Below are 16,017 nucleotides of genomic sequence, written 5' to 3' on the forward strand. Positions count from 1 at the left end.
GATCCACTGGTGCCGTCCGGCGTTTCACCGTGCGGCGTTTCACCGGCCGGGCGTGTCATCGGCCGACGTGCCACGGGTCGACGTGTCCCGGTCGAGCGGGATGCCCAGCACGAACTCCCCGACGGACGACTCCTCGATCAGGTCGAGCCCGGTGATCCGGGCGAACACGGCCGACTCGCCGCCGCCGGCCGCGCAGCCGCCCAGCCGCATCGCCGTCGCCGCCAGGTACATGGCCTGGTAGAGGACACCGACGTTCTTCAGGGTGGTCGCGTAGCTCAGGCCTCGGTACTTCCAGGACAGCCGGTTGAACCGCGCGGCGAGCGTGACCACCACCTGGGGGACCGAGGTCGAGGTCAGGCTCCGGCAGACGTCGCGGACCAGTTCCACCACCGCCTCCCGCTCCGCCGTGACCAGCGTGAGCCCGTGCGCCAGCGGCTCGTAGTGGTAGACGCCGGACGCGAGTCCCTGGCACCGGGTGACCGTCAGGTACAGCTCCAGCTCGTGAGCGGCCCCGGCGGACGGGACCGGGCGCAAGGTGCGGTCGTAGGGCAGGTCCTCGTCGGCCGGCAGCTCCTCGCGCACCCGGGCGGTGCGGTACAGGAACTCGCCGAGCTGCTCCAGCGTCAGTGGGCCGGCCGTGAAGGCGCGCACCGAGCGACGCTCCTCCGCCACCTCCGCGAACGGCGGATCCGTCGTCCGGAGCCGGGCCAGGTCAGGCCGCGGCAGCGCGATCACCGGCTGCTGGACCGGCTTCACCGCGGCGGGCGGCGGGAAGCGGTCGCGGAACGGGTAGGACATCCCGACGGCCCGGCCGGCCAGACCCCGGCGGCTGTGCCAGTGGAGCAGCACGTCGTGGAACTCCCGCTGGGCGGGCACCGGGTCGACGTCCTCCGGCAGTCGGCCGGCCTCGTCCAGCGCACCGGCCACCTTGGCCGTGATCAGCAGCTCCAGCAGCTCCAGCACCACCGCGGCCGGCAGTCGGCCGCTCTCGCACAGCTCGCCGACCCGCTGCGGCTCGGCCAGCAGCGCCAGCAGCGCCGCCACCTCGGGCGCGCCGACGATCAGCCGGGTGTGGCCGGTCAGCGACTCGACCACCAACTCCTCGCCCACGCGCCGCAGGCAGGCGAACCTGGACAGCTGGATCCGCTGCCCGGCCGGTGGCCGCGCGCGCGTGACGGCCGCGAGTTCGCTGGTGACGCCGACCCGCAGCAGCTCCCGGCCACCGTGGACGCAGCGCAGCTCCAGCGCCCCCCGGAGCAGCAGCGCCGACAACTGCCGCTCCAGGGCCGCGCCGGCCCGTGGCGCCAGCTCGGCCAGCTCGGCCTCGCTCCGCGCGCCGGTGCCCAGCGAGAGCAGCGCGTCGGCGATCCCGGGGGCGGTCGGGCGCAGCACCATCGACCGGCTGGGCGAGACGGTCAGCAGCACGGCGCCGGTCGGCTGCTCGTGGGATGGCTGCTCGTGGGATGGCTGTTCCTCGGATGCCTGTTGGTCGGATGCCTGTTGGTCGGATGGCTGCTGGTCGGCGGGCCCGATCCCGATCCCCGGGGCCAGGCGCCAGCCGATCACCGCCGCCCTCCGTCCCGGCCCGCGCCCACTATGCGAACGGCTGCGGCCATGGGTTCTGCTCCTCCTCCGGCAGACTGGCGAAGCCCATCCGCACCGGCGCCTCGGAGAGCCGCGGATGGGCCCGGAACTGCGCCAGCGGGTCCAGCGACATCGGCTGCAACTCCGGGACCACGACGGAGACCGCCGTCAGCCCGGCCGCGCGCAGCTCGCGCGAGGTCCGGTCCACGGCCACCGCCTGCATGTCCGCGGCGGCCAGCCGCTCCAGGAGCTCCTCCACGGCCGCCTTGGGGTCCTGCGGCAGCGCGGGGCCGCCGGTGGAGGGGCGGCGGTCGGCCAGGCCATCCGTCAGGAAGTCGTACACGTGCGCGTACTTGGGCAGCGCCATCATCCGCGAGCCGTCCAGGAACTGGAAGTCCCCGTAGTCATCAGGGAGTTCCTCCTCGGCGCGGTAGGAGTCACGGATCGTCAGCAGCTCCAGCAGGCAGCGCTCGGCTGCCTCGCCCAGGCTCCGGCCGGCGCCCGCCCCGATGATCTGCCGGACGGTGTCGTCGTGCGGGGCGATCTGCAGCGCGTAGACGGCCGGCACGCCCAAGTCCGTCGTGGCATCGAAGAGTTGGGTCTGCAGGAAGCGCCGTTCGGTCCAGTCCAGCAGTTCGCGGGAGGTGGGGGTGAGCGCGGCGGGGTCCACCGGCGGCAGTGGCAGTTTCTGCAGCCAGGTGAGTGCGATCGAGTCCCGCTCGAACAGCTCCAGCAGGCCGCCCAGCACCGCCGCGTAGGGGTCGGTGTGGACCGACTGGCCGGTGGAGATCTGTATGACGAACCGCTCGGCACCGTGCACGTGGAAGCCGTAGCAGGCCATCACGGTCGGCACCCAGATGTCCTGGCCACTCATCAGGTCGAAGCCGGGACTCCAGTGGATCGGGGTGTTCGGATCGTAGGGGCGGACCGGGCAGCGCGGATCGGCGTACTCCCGGTCCGAGCACCGGGGCACCCGGGTCAGGTCGAGCACCGGGCCGTCGAGCTCGGCCGCCGTGGCCAGGCGCGGCCGCTCGTGCGGCAGCCGGCCGGCGTAGCGCTCGGCGGCCTCGGCGGTGGCGACCACGTAGGAGAGGTACTCGTCGTCGAGGACCCGGCTGCCGCCCGAGGAGCCGGCGGAGGGGGCCCGGGTCGTGCCCGGTATCCCGCTGCCCGCGTTCGCGGAGGCCATCTTCAGGCGGGGCAGCCCGCGCAGGCCAGGGGCGGGCCGGACCGTGGAGGCGAGGCCGACCGGGGAGACCAGGCTCGCCAGTGCGGAGCCGCGGAAGCGCTCTTCCGCCAAGGCGGCCGGGCGGCTGTCGGAGGTGATGGCCATCTCTCCAGTCCTTGAAGGGGGTTCGCCGGGGGGAGCGGGCGAGCCCGGGTGGGCTCGCCCGCCGTTTCAGCCAGCTGCTCGATGCGGCAGTGGCCGGGGCTCAGCGGTTGCTGGTCAGCAGCCGCCGCCGTTGCAGCTGCAGCCGGTGCACTCGCAGCTGACGTCGCACGCCCCCTCGCAGAACATGTAGGCGCCGCCCTGCTCGTAGACGGCGGCGGCGAGCTTCTCCCACTCCTCGCTCGCCTCCTCGGACAGGGCCAGGTCCAGACGGGTGTCCTCGGCCATGGTCACCGGCATTTCATTCTCCTTCTCGGTAGGAAGAAAGGATGCGAACCACCTGGCAGTCCGACGGCCCAGTATCGGCAATTCCGTAGGAGTGCAACCAGAAAGTCCGCAGCCGAACGGAGTCCCAAGTCAACCGGGTGTCCTGTAGTACGTCAACGGAAGATTGCACGAGGCTCCGATCCAGTGGCCCTGACCTGCGGAAACTGGTGTTCAACTGAGCACGTCCGAACTTGTACGGGCCCGTTCCGGGGGAATTCTGCCGTACCTGGGCCCGGTCGGGCGGCGGATCGGGTCTGCTACGGTGTGGCCGCAGTGGACGGGAATTCGACCTGGCGTTCCTGCGGGATTGAAGGGGTGTTGACATGAGTGCGCTTCGGGGAGCTTCGATCCTGGTCACGGGCGGTTCCGGGTCCTTCGGTCTGGCATTCGTGCGGCATGTGCTGGCGACCTGTGACCCTGGCTGCATCGTGGTCTACTCGCGCGACGAGCTGAAGCAGTACGAAATGCGGAACGCGTTGGCCGGTGACCGGCGGGTGCGTTTCGTGCTCGGTGATATCCGTGACCGGCAGCGGCTCTCGCAGGCGATGGCCGGCATCGACCTCGTGGTGCATGCCGCGGCTCTCAAGCACGTGGATGCCGCGGAGTATTTTCCGACCGAATATGTGAAGACGAACATCGATGGTTCGCGCAATGTCATCGACGCCGCGGTGGAGAATCGGGTGAAGAGCGTGGTGGCGCTGTCCACCGACAAGGCGAGCAGTCCGATCAACCTCTACGGTGCCACGAAGATGGTCGCCGACAAGCTCTTCACGTCAGCCGCCGCGACGCTCGCCAGTGAGACGAGGTTCTCCGTGGTGCGCTACGGGAACTTCATGGGCAGTCGGGGTTCGGTGGTGCCGTTGTTCCGGCGGCTGGCCGCGGCGGGTGAGAGTCTGCCGGTCACCGACAAGCGGATGACCCGGTTCTGGATGAGCGTTGAGCACGCCGTCACTTTCCTGGTGGACTCGTTCGAGCTGATGGCCGGTGGTGAGCTCTTCGTGCCGCGGATACCGAGTGTGCGGATCATGGATCTGGTCGAGGCGATCGCGCCGGGGGCCACGACCTATGAGATCGGTGCCCGGCCGGGCGAGAAGTTGCACGAGGAGATGATCGCCGGGGAGGACAGCCATCGGACCTTCCGGTTCGGCGACCGCTACGTGGTCACCTCCGCCACCCGGGCCGCCGATCAGCAGCTGGCGCCCGAATGGCGGCCGGTGCCAACGGAGTTCGCCTACCGCTCGGACTCCAACGACAGCTGGCTGTCGGTCGAGGAGCTGCGGGGCATGCTGGAACCCACCGAGCACTGACCGGGCACTGACCCAGCCCGTGCCCGATGGGCCGGTGGAACGCACCGTCTCAGCAAGTAGCGCCGCAGTCGCTGTCGTAGCAGGCGCAGACCAGGCAGAAGACGGAGGCGAATCCCGTTTCCTGGAGGCCGGTGCTGCCCTTCTCCCAGCCCGTGCGCGCTTCCTCGGACAGGACCAGGTCCAGACGGGCATCCTCGGTGAGGTTCATCGGCATGTTGTGCTCCTCTTGATCTGATGCGAAGGGCTGCTGTGCACCGGTCGGCGACGGCACCGGCTGTGCTGTGCCCGGCAGTTCACGGTGAACTGGTTCGTAGTCAACCCGACTTCGACCAAAGGGGCAACGGTGGCAGCGGCGGTTTCTGCGGTCAGGTGGAGATGTCCTGACTGCTCATCAGATCGACGCCCGGCTCCGGTCGGCTGTCCGATGTCCCAAGAGTTGTAGGGGATGGGGACTTGCGGCTGATCAGGCCCCGGCGTCCAGCAGGTCGAACAGCCGGCGCGCGACAGTTTCGCCGGTGCTCCAACCGAAGTCGTCCAGCACCGCCGCCCGGTCCGGCCCGGCCGCACCGGCCCTGGCCCGCACGATGGCCTCCCAGACCGCGGGCGGTCCCTCGCGCACCGGCGCCGTCTCGATCAGCCCGGCGGCCGTCAGGTGCCGGATCCGGCCCCGGAAGGTCGTCGGGAAGCCGCCCGCCGACTCCTCGTCCAGTAGCGCGACGGTGGGCACCAGATTCCAGGCCAGGTCGCAAATGGTCGACCCCATGGCGTCGTTGAGCACCACGTCGGCCGCCCGGTAGTACGTCTCGGGCTCCGAGGTCACCCCGGCCCAGACCACCTCCCCGCCGCCGGTGGCAGCGCCGCCGGCGCCGTCAGCGCCGTCGAAGGCCGGGTCCGACCTGGCCGGCCGGTCGGCCAGCACCAGCAGCCGGGCGCCGAGGGGCGCGTGCCCGCGCCAGGCCCCGATGGCGGCCGCCGCCATCCGGCGGCTCTCCGGTCGGGTGTTCATCCCGCCCAGGCTCAGCACCGCCACCTCCTCCCGCTCGGCGAGGCCCAGTCCGGCCCGGGCGGTGCCGCGTTCTGCGGTGAAGGGCTGCACCACCGGGCCGGGGAAGCTGAGCGGCGCGATGGTGCCGTACGCCTCCCGCCGGTTCTGCGGGAAGTCGAGCACCATGACCTCGTCGGCCGCGTCGAAGAACTGGTCCGCCTGGGGCCTGCCGTACTCCGCCCAGAGCGCGCAGAGCAGCATCACGCAGGGCCGCTGCCAGATCTTGCGGGCGAACGGCAGGGCCCACAGGACCTCGTCCGAGACCACCAGATCGGGCCGGGGCACCGTGGCAAGGGCCCGCCAGACGGCCTTCGCCGCGGCCTCGCCGAAGTCCTCGTCGGGCAGTTCGATGGGGGTGCACGGCACGCCGCGCATCGCGTAGTAGTCGACCGCGCTGCCGTTGGCCATGATGCGGACCGTGGTGCCGGGCCGCCGGCGCAGTGCCTGAATCACCCTCAGATCACGTGCGGCGTGGCCGAATCCGTGGCCGCGGGTCAGGAAGAGGATCTCTGCCATGGTGCTTCTCGCCTCGCCTGGGTCAGCCGCCGTGCGACGGCCTGCGGTGGACGGCCCGCGGCTGGCGGGCGTGGGTGACGGCGTGCTGGTCCATCAGGGTCTCGATGTGCTCGGCCAGGCCGGCCCAGTCCGCCGCGCAGTTCCGGGCCAGCAGGAGGATCGCCGGGGCGTTGTGCGGCGGGACCGCGGCGGCCAGCTGCTGCCAGGCTTCGGCCTCCGCGTGATGGGTGATCAGCATCCTCAGCAGCGAACGTCCGGTGTGGCTGTGCCGCAATGAGGGGTCCCGGGACAGCTGCATCAGCAGGCGGCGGCGCTCCTCCAAGGCGGCGGAGACCTCCGGCGGCAGCTGGTCGGCGCCATCGCCCCGCGGCTCCTGGCGCCGGCCGGCCGGGACCGGGTCCAGGCCCTGCAGCAGCCGCTGCTTGACGTCCCGGGCGGTGCCCGGCGAGATGCCGGCCTGGCGGGCGATCTCGCGCAGTGACAGGCTCGGATCCTCGCGGATCAACTCGGCTGCCCGGAAACGCCCTTCGGCGGTCACCACCGGGCGGGCCCGGCCGTCCCTGCCCACCCGCCGGGCCGGCGCCGGGAGGTCGCGCATGGCGCGGCGCAGGGCCGCGACGGTCTTGGTGGCCAGCCCGCTGGTTCCGGCGATGCGGCGGTCGGACCAGTCCGGATGGCTGAGCACCAGTCGTCGGGCGGCGGCCGTCCGTTCGGCTCTGGACAGCGGGTGATCGGTTGGAGTGCCGGCGTGATGCGGACCAGCGGTGGACAACGGTGGCTCCCCCGAAGCATATGCGGCACTACCGGGTGCGTTCCGAGGCGAAATCTTCTCGCGATAGGTCGGATCGGAGATCCCTGTGCACTCAAACTACCCTTGCAGCGCTGGATATTACGCTGTTACGTTGAGGCTGGTCCAGACCAAAGTTCAAGTACGGTGATCTCCGGTCGGCCGTCCGGCGATCCGGTCCGAACGCCCTGGTCCCAAGGAGTTGAGCGACCTGTCGACCACTCTTCGCCGAGCCCGCCTGCTCGCCGACTGCGCCGCCCTGGCCTTCGACCGGCAGGCGCAGAGCACCTGTTGGCCCTGGTGGTACTGGACCAGGTCCGACCACGAGCGGGTGGTGGAGCTGCTGCGCGGCGTGCCGCGGCTCACCGGCCCGCTGGCGGAACTGGCGCGCGCACCACAGGATGTGGCCGCACACCGGCGGCTGAACCTGGCCGTGGCCGAGGTGCTGGCCGAGCGGTCGGGGCCGGCCCAGGAGTTGACGGCCGCGCTGGAGGTGATCGAGCAGTCCGCGCGGCTCGGCCTGCACCTGGGCGCGGAGGTGGCCGGCCAGCCGGCCGCGGACCCGATGACGGTGGAGCGGATCCTTGCGGGCGTCGACCGGACCAGGCCCCGGCCGGGCGCCGGGCCCACCCGGGTCACGGTGGTCGTCCCGTTCCGCGCCGGCGACCCGCACGACGGCCGGGCCCGCAACCTGGCGGCCTGCCTGGCCGCGCTGGCGGACCAGGACCTGCCGCGCGACCAGTACCGGATCGTGGTGGTGGAGAGCGACGCCGAGCCGCGCTGGCGGGCCGCCTTCGAACCGCACGCGGACCGCTACCTCTTCGCCTTCAACCCGGGCCCGTTCAACAAGTCCTGGGCGGTGAACTGCGGGGTGGTGCACGGCGGCGGGCCGGACGGGCTGGTCTGCGTCCTGGACGGCGACGTGCTGCCGGACGCCGACTTCCTCTCCCGGGGCGCAGGCCGCTTCGCGCAGGACCCCACCCTGCAGGTGCACTGGCCCTACCGCGACATCGTCTTCGCCGATCCGGCCAGCAGCGACCGGGCGGTGGCCCTGCGCTGCGCCGAGGGCCGGCCGGTGGTCGACCACGCCGCCCTGCGCGGGGTGTTCCTGCGCCGACCGCCCGGCGGGTGCATCTGGGTGCGGCGCCGGCTCTTCGACCGGATCGCCGGCTTGGACGAGCGCTTCGAGGGCTGGGGCGGCGAGGACAACGACTTCGCCTGGCGGGCCGACTTCCTCGGCGGGGTGGAGCGCTTCGGCGACACCTTGCTCCATCTCCACCACGCCCGCGCGCACCCCGACCCCAGCACCCCGCCCCCCACCCGCGCCCCCGACCACCACTGGTGCAGCTGGCGGCCCACCGCGCCGATCGGCGACCTGGCGAAGTACCGGGCGGGGGAGCGGCCGGAGGACTGACGGTCAGGGCAGCGGCTCGGCCGGCTCGGCCGGCTTCGCGGTCTCGGCCCTCTTCGCGGCCTTCTTCGCGGCGCCCTTCGCAGCCTTGCTCGTGGTCTTCCCCGAGGCTCCGGCCCCGGCGCCGGCGCCGATCGTGGTCTTGCCGATGGTCGGCAGCACGAAGTCCTTGACCAGGCCCACCGCGTCGCGCACCAGCGGTCGGAAGACCCGGTAGCGCGAGAGGCTGACGACCCTGGCGACGAGCGGCGCGCAGCGGGTCGCGAAGGCCCGGGTGCGCTCGGTGTCCTCGGTGCGGTCGAAGACCCAGTACAGGACCACAACCATCAGGTGCAGCCAGAGCAGGTCGGGCAGCAGCGCGTCCAGTTCCGGATCGATCTTCGGGCCCAGGTCCGAGCCGTCCAGCACCTCGCGGAAGATCTGCACCGCCGTCTCACGCGCCGGGTGGGACTCGTTCGAGAAGGGGCTGAGCGCGCTGTTCGGATCGGCGGCCGTGCGGAAGAACTGCGCCGCGAACCCGTGGTACGGCGCCGCGCAGTCCACCCACGAGTCCAGGGCCACCTGGAGCCGGCCGGCGAAGTCGGTCACCCCGGCCATCCGGGCCCTGGCCGCCACGGCGTGCTCGTGCGTCATCCGGTCGTAGAAGCCCTGGATGAGGAACTCTTTGCCCTCGTAGTAGTAGTACGCGTTGCCCACCGAGACGCCTGCCTCGGCGGCGATCGCGCGCATGGTGGTCTTGTCGTAGCCGCGCTCCTGGAAGAGGCGCATCGCGGTCTCCAGGATGAGCGCGCGGGTCTGCTCGCTCTTGGCGGTCCTGGGTGCCCGGGGCGCACCGGTGTCCGCCGCCTTCGGCACGTCCGGCGCCGCCGGAGCCGGCTCGGCTGGGTCGGTTGGGGTCCTCGGGTCGTCCACGATGCCTGAGCCTAGCCCGGCGGGGGTGCGGGGCCGGGTCTCCCGGGAGGACGGCCGCCCGGCGCTCAGCTCGGCGAGGAGGGGTGCCGACCGCACCGACCGGGATCCCGTCAGGGGGCCCTGCAACGCGTTCAAGATGATCGGGGGGCGGCGGGCCAGGGTGGCATGATCAGGAGATGACCGATGTCGCGGAACTCCTGATACGACAGGGTGGGCCGGCCGACGCGCCCGCTGTCGCCGGACTGCACGCCGCGAGCTGGCGCACGGCGTACGCCACGATCGTGCCGGCGGCGGCGCTTGGCGACGGGCTCGCCGAGGAGCGCCGGGAGCTGTGGGCGATCCGGCTCACCGCCGACTACGGCGAGCCCGCGGCGACGCCCGCGCTGCTGCTCGCGGAGCGCGGCGACGGCGAGCTGATCGGCTTCGGTTACCTGGTCCCGGAGCCGGACGGCCGGGTGCTGCTGGACAACCTGCACGTGCGCCCCGGGCTCACCGGCGGCGGGATCGGCGCGGCGCTGCTGGTCGAACTCCGCGCCTGGACCGCTCGGACGCATCCGGGCGCCCCGCTCCGCGTGGAGGTGCTGCGCGAGAACCGCCGGGCTGTCGCGTTCTACGAGCGGACCGGCGCGGTGCGGACCAAGGAGGGCACGACGTACTTCCCGGGGGGCGGCGAACTGCCCGAGTACGAGTACACCTGGGCGCGGCCGTAGCTTGCCGGCCCGCGCTGCGAGGGTGGGCGGTCGGCCGGTCGGCCGGTCGGCCGGTCGGCCGGTCGGCCGGTCAGGCGGGCGGTCAGGCGGTCAGGCGGGCGGTCAGCCGGCCCGGTCGTCAGTCGTGGTCGTAGACGGTGATCGCGATGCCGCGCGCGCCGAGCCGGCCGGTGATCAGCGGTTCGACCTTCTCCCAGCGCCCGCCGGCCAGGCCGCAGCCGATCCGCGGCAGGTGCACCGAAGCGCCGAGCGCGAGCACCGGGTCGGCGAGCCGGGCGAGCGCGGTGTCGATCGCCGGGTAGCGCACCGGTGGGCCGGAGGAGCGGCCGGTGCGGATGCCACGCTGGCCGACCAGGTTTGCCACCCAGATGTCGGGCTCGACCTGGACCAGTTGCAGGGCGCCGAGCCCGAAGTCGTTGGCCGCGCGCTCGCGGTGCCAGCGGCGGAACGCGGCCTCGGGCTCGGGCCAGCGGCGGGACAGCGCCAGCACGAAGCCCTTGCCCCAGCCGCCCAGGTCGTTGCAGACGTGGGCGATCACCTTCGGCCCCTTGGCCTGCGGGCTGGTGGCGTCGCCGCGCAGGTAGCGGATCGCGCTCTCCATGCGGGCAGCGTAGGACCCGGCGCCGACGGCGGCAGCTGGTTTTCCGGCCCGGCCGCGGGGCGGGAGCCTGACCCGGCCGCGGCGCCGGAGCCGACGCCGGTCCCCGCCCGGCCTCGGCCGCCCGCTCCCGCCCCGGCCCGCTCCGGCCGCAGGCGGTGGGCGCCGGCCAGCGCGACCAGCAGTGCGAGTGCGGCCGCGCCGGCCGGGAGCAGGTAGCCGAGGCCGGGGCGCTCGTGCTGGGCGAGCAGCCCGCCGAGCGCGGAGCCCGCGGAGATGCCGGTCACGATGCCGGAGACGGCGAACGCCATGCCCTCGTTCAGGGTCGCGGCCGGCAGCAGCCGCTGGAGCAGCGTCAGGCCGCTGACCATGGTGGGCGCCGTCCCGGTGCCGGCCACGAAGAGGGCCGCTGCGAGCAGGCCGATGCCGCCGCCGGTCCCCCCGCCGAGCACGGCGACCGAGAGCGGCAGCAGGAGCAGCGCGGCCAGCGCCGCCAGGCTGAGCAGCAACCGCCGCACGGGCGCGGCGGCCTGCGGCAGCAGTCCGAAGAGCAGCCCCGAGACGCCGGAGCCTGCTGCCAGCAGGCCCAGCAACAGGCCGGCCGCGGACTGCCGCCCGTGCGCGGCGGACCAGGCCAGCGTGGTGATCTCCAGCGAGCCGAAGACCACGCCGGTGCCCAGGAAGACCGCGACCAGCAGCAGCACGCCGCGGATCCGCAGCGGCGAGCGCGCCCCGGTGGCGGGCGGCGGGGCGAGCGGTGGCTCGGTGCGGCGCTGCGTGGCGAAGAGCAGGGCGCCGGTGGCGGAGAGCAGGCTGACCGCGAGCAGGCCGGCCTCCGGGAAGAGCGTGGTGCAGAGCAGCATCCCCAGCACCGGGCCGGTCAGGTAGCAGAGCTCGTCGAGGGCCTGCTCCAGGGCGTTGGCGCGGTGCAGCAGGGCAGGGTCGGCGCGGTGCAGGTGGGCCCAGCGGGCCCGCGCCATGCCGCCGAGGTTGGGTGCCACCGAGGCGCCGAGGGCCGCGGCGCACAGGGTCCACGCCGGGGCGCCGAGGTGCAGCAGCAGCGGCAGCGAGGCGCGCGGCACGGCGGAGGCGAGCGCCGCCGGGACGGTGACCCGGCGCTGCCCGTACCGGTCGACCAGCCGCCCGAGCAGCGGCATGCCGAGGGCCACGCCGACCAGGCCTGCGGCGGCCACGGTGCCGGCCAGCGCGTAGGAGTGGCGGCGGTCGGCGATGGCGGTGAGCAGGCTGACGCCGAGCATCGAGAAGGAGAGCCGGCCGATCAGGCCGTAGCAGGTGAAGGCCAGTGCGCCGGGCGTGGCGAACAGGCGGCGGTAGGCGGTGAACACGGGGCTCCAGGGCATGGGAGCGCGGGCCCTGGGCCCCGGGCGGAAGCCCCGCTGGGGCCGGCTGGGGCCGGTCGGGAAGCTCCGGGGCAGGGCGGCGCGGCCGGCTGCGGGACCGCCGCGGGGATCGCGCGGCGGCGGTCCCCAGCCTGGCCGCCCGGCCCGCGGGCGGTCCAACACCTGTTCCGGCCGATTGACGCAGTCCTGTTGTCAATCCCTTGCTACCCTCGCCCGCATGCCCGTGGACCTGCACCCCCGTCTGCTGCGCGGTTTCGTGGCCACCGCCGAGACCCTGCACTTCGGGCAGGCCGCCGCCCGGTTGCACCTGGCGCAGCAGGCGCTCAGCCGCGACATCAGGACGCTGGAGCGGCTGCTCGGCCGCCCGCTGTTCATCCGCACCACGCGCAGCGTCGCGCTCACCGAGGCCGGGGAGCGGCTGCTGCCGCAGGCCCGGCAGTCGCTCGCGCTGCAGGCGCGGATGCTGGCCGCACCCGAGCGCCGGGCCGTGCTGGTGGACCTGAACAGCGCGGTGACCGGCGAGGACCTGACGGCGGAGCGGATCCTGGCCGCCGCCCGCGCCGCCGACCCGCGGGCCGAGCTGCTCGCCCGCTACCACGGCGGACTGGCGGCCGGGGCGCGGGAGTTGCTGGCCGGGCGGTTGGACGTCTCGTTCGGCTGGTTCAGCGGCCTGCCGCGCGCGCTGCGCGACCGGCTCGGGCAGCGCCCGGTGCGGCTGGAGCGGGTGGCGCTGCTGTTGCCACTGGGGCATCCGCTGGCCGCTCGCAGCGCGATCCGCACCGCCGAGCTGGCGGGCCACCCGGTGGACATCTGCGCCGGGAACCCGGCCACCACCGAGTGGACGGAGTTCGGCGAACGCCTGCTGGCCGCCCACGGGTTGACGGCGGCCCCGGCGGCGGTTTTCCCGGTCGGGGCCGCCGAGACCGCGCGCTACCTGGCGCTGCACGGGCAGCCGATGCTGACCACCGTCGGCGGGCCCGAGCTGCCCGGGGTGGTCACCAGGCCGCTGGTCGATCCGGTGCCGCTCACCCTGGTCAGCCTGGTGCACCGGGGAGGGCCGCCGGCGTCCGAGCTCGCGCTGATCGCCGGGTGCGCCGCCGAGTTGGGCGCTCGGGAGGGGTGGCTGCTGCGGCCGCCGGCCTGCTGGCTGGCGGCGGCGGACGAGGAGCTGCTCGCGGCGGCCCGCCCCTGAGCCGTGATGGGGACGAGGGCCGAGGGGACGGGCCGGCCGGTGCGCGTGAGTCGACTGCTGGTGAACGCTCTTGATCCGGTGGCTACTTGGCGGGAGCGGCCTGCTTGTCCGCGGTCAGCTTGCCGGCCGTGCCCCAGCTGTCGGTGGGCACCTCGTGGATCCAGACCTGCACGCTCTCGGCCGGGATCTGGTAGGCGTCCACGAAGGCGTCGGTGATCCGGGCGACCAGCTCGCGCTTCAACTCGACGCTGCGGGGACCCTGCTGCACGGTGACGACGGGCATGATGTGCTCCTCGGTCTTCGCGGCCCGCCCCGGCTGTTCCGGGGCCTCCTGCCGCCAGGAACAGTTCACCGCGCGGGGGCCGGTGCGACCCAGACCCGAATCACTCTCACTGCTATCACGAATCCTGATCGCCGCTGGTGGGAGCTGGTTCGGCGGGCACGCAGGCGGAGCGCAGCAGATCGAGGCCCGGGGTGCTCGGACCCTGCCGGAGGGTCAGTGCCACGGGTAGTCGCAGGCCCGGTGAGCGGAACGGGACGAAGGCGACCCGGGGCACCCGCATGATCCGGGCGTTGCCGCCGTAGACCACGGTCCACATCGGGGTACCGGTGCCGATCGCGGCCAGGGTGTCCTGCAGGTTGCCGGAGGTCGGCCCCGGGATCGGCTCGAAGCCCTCGGCCTGGCAGGCGTTCAGCACCAGGTCCACCAGGGCAGGGTTGTTGCGCCGCTCGGTCAGCCGCAGCGGCAGGGTGGCGAGCTCGGACAGGGCCAGCTCGGCCTGGGTGGCCAGCGGGTGCCGGGCGGGCACGGCGGCCATCAACTCGTCCTGCCAGAGCGGAAGCTGACGGATATCTGGGGTGTCGGGCCGGGCCGCGCCGCGGACGAAGGCGGCGTCCAGCCGTCCGTCGGCGAGTTGGGCCAGCCGCTCCTTGACCGGGAGCGCGACCAGCTCCACCCGCAGCCCAGGGGCCTGGCGCTCGAAGGCATCCAGGATCCGGTCCAGCCGCTGGCCGAGGCCGGTGATGGTGCCCAGGCGGAAGCTGCCCACCCGTCCGGCCGCCAGGTCGGCGGCCACCGCGCGGGCGGCGTCCTCGGCGGCCAGCACGCCGCGCGCGGCGGGCAGGAAGGCGTCGCCGGCCGGGGTGAGCCGGACCAGCCGGGGTGTCCGGTCGAACAGCTCGACCTTCAACTCGCGCTCCAGCCGCCGGATCTGCTGGCTGACGGCGGGTTGACCGATCAGCAGCCGCTCGGCGGCGCGACCGAAGTGCAGCTCCTCCGCCACGGTGACGAAGTAGCGCAGCTGTCGAAGTTCCACCGGCTCTGTCCCCCTCCCGCGACCGGTTGGGTCCCGGTCCCCGGCCATCCTGCCGCACCGGGCGGCGCCGGGGACCCGAGGGGGAGCGGGTGGTTCCGGAGGGGGAGCAGGTGGTTCCGGAGGGAGGCGGGGATCAGGCCCGGACGGCGGAGATGTCGAAGCTCAGCTTGACCTTCTCGCCGATCAGCACGCCGCCGGTCTCCAGCGCGGCGTTGTAGCTCAGCCCGAAGTCGGTGCGGTCGACGGTGGTCGAGCCCTCGAAGCCGAGCCGCTGGATGCCGTACGGGTCGGTCGCGCTGCCGGTGAACTCCAGGTCCAGCACGACCGGGCGGGTGGCGCCCTTGATGGTCAGGTCGCCGGTCAGCCGGTAGTTGTCGGCGTCGACCCGGTCGGCGGAGGTGCTGCGGAAGGTGATCTCCGGGTGGGTCTCGACCGCGAAGAAGTCGCCGGTGCGCAGGTGGCCGTCGCGCTGCTCGTTGCCGGTGTCGATGCTGCCCACCTGGATCACCAACTCGGCGGTGGAGGCGGCCGGGTCGCTGCCGTCCAGGTGGAGCTTGCCGTGGTAGTCGGCGAACTCGCCCCGCACATTGGTGACCATCGCGTGGCGTACCGAGAAGCCGACCCGGCTGTGGGTGGTGTCGATGGTGTAGTCGCCGGTGAGATGGGCGAGGTCCGGGGCGGCGGACGTGCCGGGGGCGCCCAGGGCGGTGGTGGCGGTCTCGACGTCGTCGGTCTTGCGGCTGAACAGGCCCATGGCTCCTCCTCGGGTTCGAAGCCTTTTGTTTAGGCTTCAACTTGTTGGCTCCACTGTAGGCTCTTTTCGTTCAACCTTCAACCATGTGCGGCGTCGACATCGCGCCATTCCGCGCCGGGCCGCCCGGGCGGGCGGTGCCCGGGCGGGCGGCCGTGGATCAGGCCTCGGCGCCGACCGCCGCCACCGGCTCGAAGGCCGTCCGCCCGTCCAGCGTCTCGCGGATGATGTCGGCGTGACCGCAGTGGCGGCCGACCTCCGCGATCAGGTGGAGCAGGATCCAGCGGGCCGTGCGCCGGCTGTTCTCCGGGAACCACGGGGCCTTGGGCAGTGCGGCGTCCACCTCCAGGTCGGGCAGGCCGTTGATGATCTCCTCGGTCTCGGCCTCGACGTCCGCGTAGGCCTTCAGCCACTGCTCCAGGGTCTCGCCCGGCAGCAGGCGGAACTGCTCGGCCCACTGCTCCGGACTGCCGGCCCGGTCGACCGGGCGGCCCATCAGGATGCCGACGATCCAGGTCCGCTCGCAGAACACGGCGTGCTTCACCAGGCCGGCCAGGCAGAGCGTACTGGCGGTGGGCGCGGCACTGGCCTGCTCGTCCGTCAGGCCGTGCACGGCCCGGCGGAGGGCGGCGCGCTGGGCGGCGAGGAAGGCGAGGAAGGCATCGCGTTCGCTGTTCTCGGCGCGGACAACGGTGGTCATGGCGGCGGCCTTTCGTCGGGGTCGGCTGGTGCGGGGTGGTCGTCGCGGGGCGCGCGTGGTGGGGCGGCCCATGGGGGGCGGCCCGTCGCGGGACCGCCCGTCGTAGGGCTGCCCGTCCTCGGGCCGTCCCTTCGACAGAACCGACGCTATCGACGATTGCGGACAGGTTC

The 16,017-nt window shown here is 73.3% G+C and carries 17 protein-coding genes; 4 read left to right on the forward strand and 13 right to left on the reverse strand.

Going from position 1 to position 16,017, the window contains the following annotated elements; all coding sequences use genetic code 11:
* Positions 1-39: 39 nt before the first annotated feature.
* The 3 genes from OG455_RS22245 to OG455_RS22255 form a co-directional block, all read right to left on the reverse strand.
* Positions 40-1,566: a SagB family peptide dehydrogenase gene (locus OG455_RS22245; protein ID WP_266296324.1), complete on the reverse strand. Its 1,527-nt coding sequence runs from the start codon at positions 1,564-1,566 to the stop codon at positions 40-42.
* Between the two features lie 28 nt (positions 1,567-1,594).
* Entirely contained in the window at positions 1,595-2,917 is a 1,323-nt protein-coding gene (locus OG455_RS22250; RefSeq protein ID WP_266296326.1) for a YcaO-like family protein, read from the reverse strand.
* 114 nt (positions 2,918-3,031) lie between these two features.
* Positions 3,032-3,214, reverse strand: a complete 183-nt coding sequence (locus OG455_RS22255; protein ID WP_266296328.1) for a hypothetical protein — start codon at positions 3,212-3,214, stop codon at positions 3,032-3,034.
* Positions 3,215-3,564: 350 nt separating this feature from the next.
* Here OG455_RS22255 and pseB point away from each other — a divergent pair, with 350 nt between their 5' ends.
* Positions 3,565-4,548, forward strand: a complete 984-nt coding sequence (pseB, locus tag OG455_RS22260; protein WP_266296330.1) for a UDP-N-acetylglucosamine 4,6-dehydratase (inverting) — start codon at positions 3,565-3,567, stop codon at positions 4,546-4,548.
* A 49-nt stretch (positions 4,549-4,597) separates the two neighbouring features.
* On the opposite strand, the gene OG455_RS22265 is transcribed toward pseB, so the two are convergent.
* The 3 genes from OG455_RS22265 to OG455_RS22275 form a co-directional block, all read right to left on the reverse strand.
* Positions 4,598-4,762: a hypothetical protein gene (locus OG455_RS22265; RefSeq protein WP_266296332.1), complete on the reverse strand. Its 165-nt coding sequence runs from the start codon at positions 4,760-4,762 to the stop codon at positions 4,598-4,600.
* 249 nt (positions 4,763-5,011) lie between these two features.
* Complete coding sequence (locus OG455_RS22270) at positions 5,012-6,109, reverse strand: hypothetical protein (RefSeq protein ID WP_266296334.1); 1,098 nt, start codon at positions 6,107-6,109, stop codon at positions 5,012-5,014.
* 22 nt (positions 6,110-6,131) lie between these two features.
* Positions 6,132-6,794: a winged helix-turn-helix transcriptional regulator gene (locus OG455_RS22275; protein WP_266296335.1), complete on the reverse strand. Its 663-nt coding sequence runs from the start codon at positions 6,792-6,794 to the stop codon at positions 6,132-6,134.
* 304 nt (positions 6,795-7,098) lie between these two features.
* Here OG455_RS22275 and OG455_RS22280 point away from each other — a divergent pair, with 304 nt between their 5' ends.
* A complete protein-coding gene (locus tag OG455_RS22280; RefSeq protein WP_266296337.1) occupies positions 7,099-8,310 on the forward strand; it encodes a glycosyltransferase in 1,212 nt (403 codons plus the stop codon).
* 3 nt (positions 8,311-8,313) lie between these two features.
* On the opposite strand, the gene OG455_RS22285 is transcribed toward OG455_RS22280, so the two are convergent.
* On the reverse strand, positions 8,314-9,162 hold the full coding sequence (locus OG455_RS22285) for a TetR/AcrR family transcriptional regulator (protein ID WP_266300909.1): 849 nt from the start codon (positions 9,160-9,162) through the stop codon (positions 8,314-8,316).
* Positions 9,163-9,395: 233 nt separating this feature from the next.
* On the opposite strand from OG455_RS22285, the gene OG455_RS22290 reads away from it, so the two are divergent.
* Positions 9,396-9,929, forward strand: coding sequence for a GNAT family N-acetyltransferase (locus OG455_RS22290; protein ID WP_266296339.1), 534 nt, complete (start codon positions 9,396-9,398; stop codon positions 9,927-9,929).
* Between the two features lie 118 nt (positions 9,930-10,047).
* Here the strand turns inward: OG455_RS22290 and OG455_RS22295 are convergent, their stop codons facing one another.
* Both OG455_RS22295 and OG455_RS22300 read right to left on the reverse strand, forming a co-directional pair.
* Positions 10,048-10,530, reverse strand: a complete 483-nt coding sequence (locus OG455_RS22295; protein WP_266296341.1) for a macro domain-containing protein — start codon at positions 10,528-10,530, stop codon at positions 10,048-10,050.
* Positions 10,464-11,888, reverse strand: coding sequence for an MFS transporter (locus OG455_RS22300; RefSeq protein WP_266296343.1), 1,425 nt, complete (start codon positions 11,886-11,888; stop codon positions 10,464-10,466). The genes OG455_RS22295 and OG455_RS22300 overlap by 67 nt, the downstream gene beginning before the upstream one ends.
* Before the next feature lie 217 nt (positions 11,889-12,105).
* Between OG455_RS22300 and OG455_RS22305 the strand changes: the two genes are divergently transcribed.
* Positions 12,106-13,080: a LysR family transcriptional regulator gene (locus OG455_RS22305; RefSeq protein ID WP_266296345.1), complete on the forward strand. Its 975-nt coding sequence runs from the start codon at positions 12,106-12,108 to the stop codon at positions 13,078-13,080.
* Positions 13,081-13,162: 82 nt separating this feature from the next.
* On the opposite strand, the gene dmpI is transcribed toward OG455_RS22305, so the two are convergent.
* The 4 genes from dmpI to OG455_RS22325 form a co-directional block, all read right to left on the reverse strand.
* Positions 13,163-13,363: a 4-oxalocrotonate tautomerase DmpI gene (gene dmpI, locus OG455_RS22310; RefSeq protein WP_266296346.1), complete on the reverse strand. Its 201-nt coding sequence runs from the start codon at positions 13,361-13,363 to the stop codon at positions 13,163-13,165.
* 115 nt (positions 13,364-13,478) lie between these two features.
* Positions 13,479-14,396 carry a LysR substrate-binding domain-containing protein gene (locus OG455_RS22315; RefSeq protein WP_266296348.1) on the reverse strand — a complete coding sequence of 306 codons (918 nt, stop codon included), beginning with the start codon at positions 14,394-14,396 and terminating at the stop codon, positions 13,479-13,481.
* A 133-nt stretch (positions 14,397-14,529) separates the two neighbouring features.
* Positions 14,530-15,150 (reverse strand): YceI family protein, encoded by a 621-nt coding sequence (locus OG455_RS22320; protein ID WP_266296350.1) that lies wholly within the window; start codon positions 15,148-15,150, stop codon positions 14,530-14,532.
* 157 nt (positions 15,151-15,307) lie between these two features.
* Positions 15,308-15,847 (reverse strand): DinB family protein, encoded by a 540-nt coding sequence (locus tag OG455_RS22325; protein ID WP_266296352.1) that lies wholly within the window; start codon positions 15,845-15,847, stop codon positions 15,308-15,310.
* Positions 15,848-16,017: the final 170 nt, after the last annotated feature.

The sequence above is a fragment of the Kitasatospora sp. NBC_01287 genome (genome assembly GCF_026340565.1).
In the GTDB taxonomy this organism is placed as follows: Bacteria; Actinomycetota; Actinomycetes; order Streptomycetales; family Streptomycetaceae; genus Kitasatospora.

Excerpts from the sequence above, each read along its gene's own strand:
- OG455_RS22255 (WP_266296328.1), bottom strand. The coding sequence starts at position 3,214 with ATGCCGGTGACCATGGCCGAGGACACCCGTCTGGACCTGGCCCTGTCC.
- OG455_RS22300 (WP_266296343.1), bottom strand. The coding sequence starts at position 11,888 with ATGCCCTGGAGCCCCGTGTTCACCGCCTACCGCCGCCTGTTCGCCACG.
- OG455_RS22270 (WP_266296334.1), bottom strand. The coding sequence starts at position 6,109 with ATGGCAGAGATCCTCTTCCTGACCCGCGGCCACGGATTCGGCCACGCC.
- OG455_RS22295 (WP_266296341.1), bottom strand. The coding sequence starts at position 10,530 with ATGGAGAGCGCGATCCGCTACCTGCGCGGCGACGCCACCAGCCCGCAG.
- OG455_RS22290 (WP_266296339.1), top strand. The coding sequence starts at position 9,396 with ATGACCGATGTCGCGGAACTCCTGATACGACAGGGTGGGCCGGCCGAC.
- OG455_RS22325 (WP_266296352.1), bottom strand. The coding sequence starts at position 15,847 with ATGACCACCGTTGTCCGCGCCGAGAACAGCGAACGCGATGCCTTCCTC.
- OG455_RS22305 (WP_266296345.1), top strand. The coding sequence starts at position 12,106 with ATGCCCGTGGACCTGCACCCCCGTCTGCTGCGCGGTTTCGTGGCCACC.
- pseB (WP_266296330.1), top strand. The coding sequence starts at position 3,565 with ATGAGTGCGCTTCGGGGAGCTTCGATCCTGGTCACGGGCGGTTCCGGG.
- OG455_RS22250 (WP_266296326.1), bottom strand. The coding sequence starts at position 2,917 with ATGGCCATCACCTCCGACAGCCGCCCGGCCGCCTTGGCGGAAGAGCGC.
- OG455_RS22265 (WP_266296332.1), bottom strand. The coding sequence starts at position 4,762 with ATGCCGATGAACCTCACCGAGGATGCCCGTCTGGACCTGGTCCTGTCC.
- dmpI (WP_266296346.1), bottom strand. The coding sequence starts at position 13,363 with ATGCCCGTCGTCACCGTGCAGCAGGGTCCCCGCAGCGTCGAGTTGAAG.
- OG455_RS22320 (WP_266296350.1), bottom strand. The coding sequence starts at position 15,150 with ATGGGCCTGTTCAGCCGCAAGACCGACGACGTCGAGACCGCCACCACC.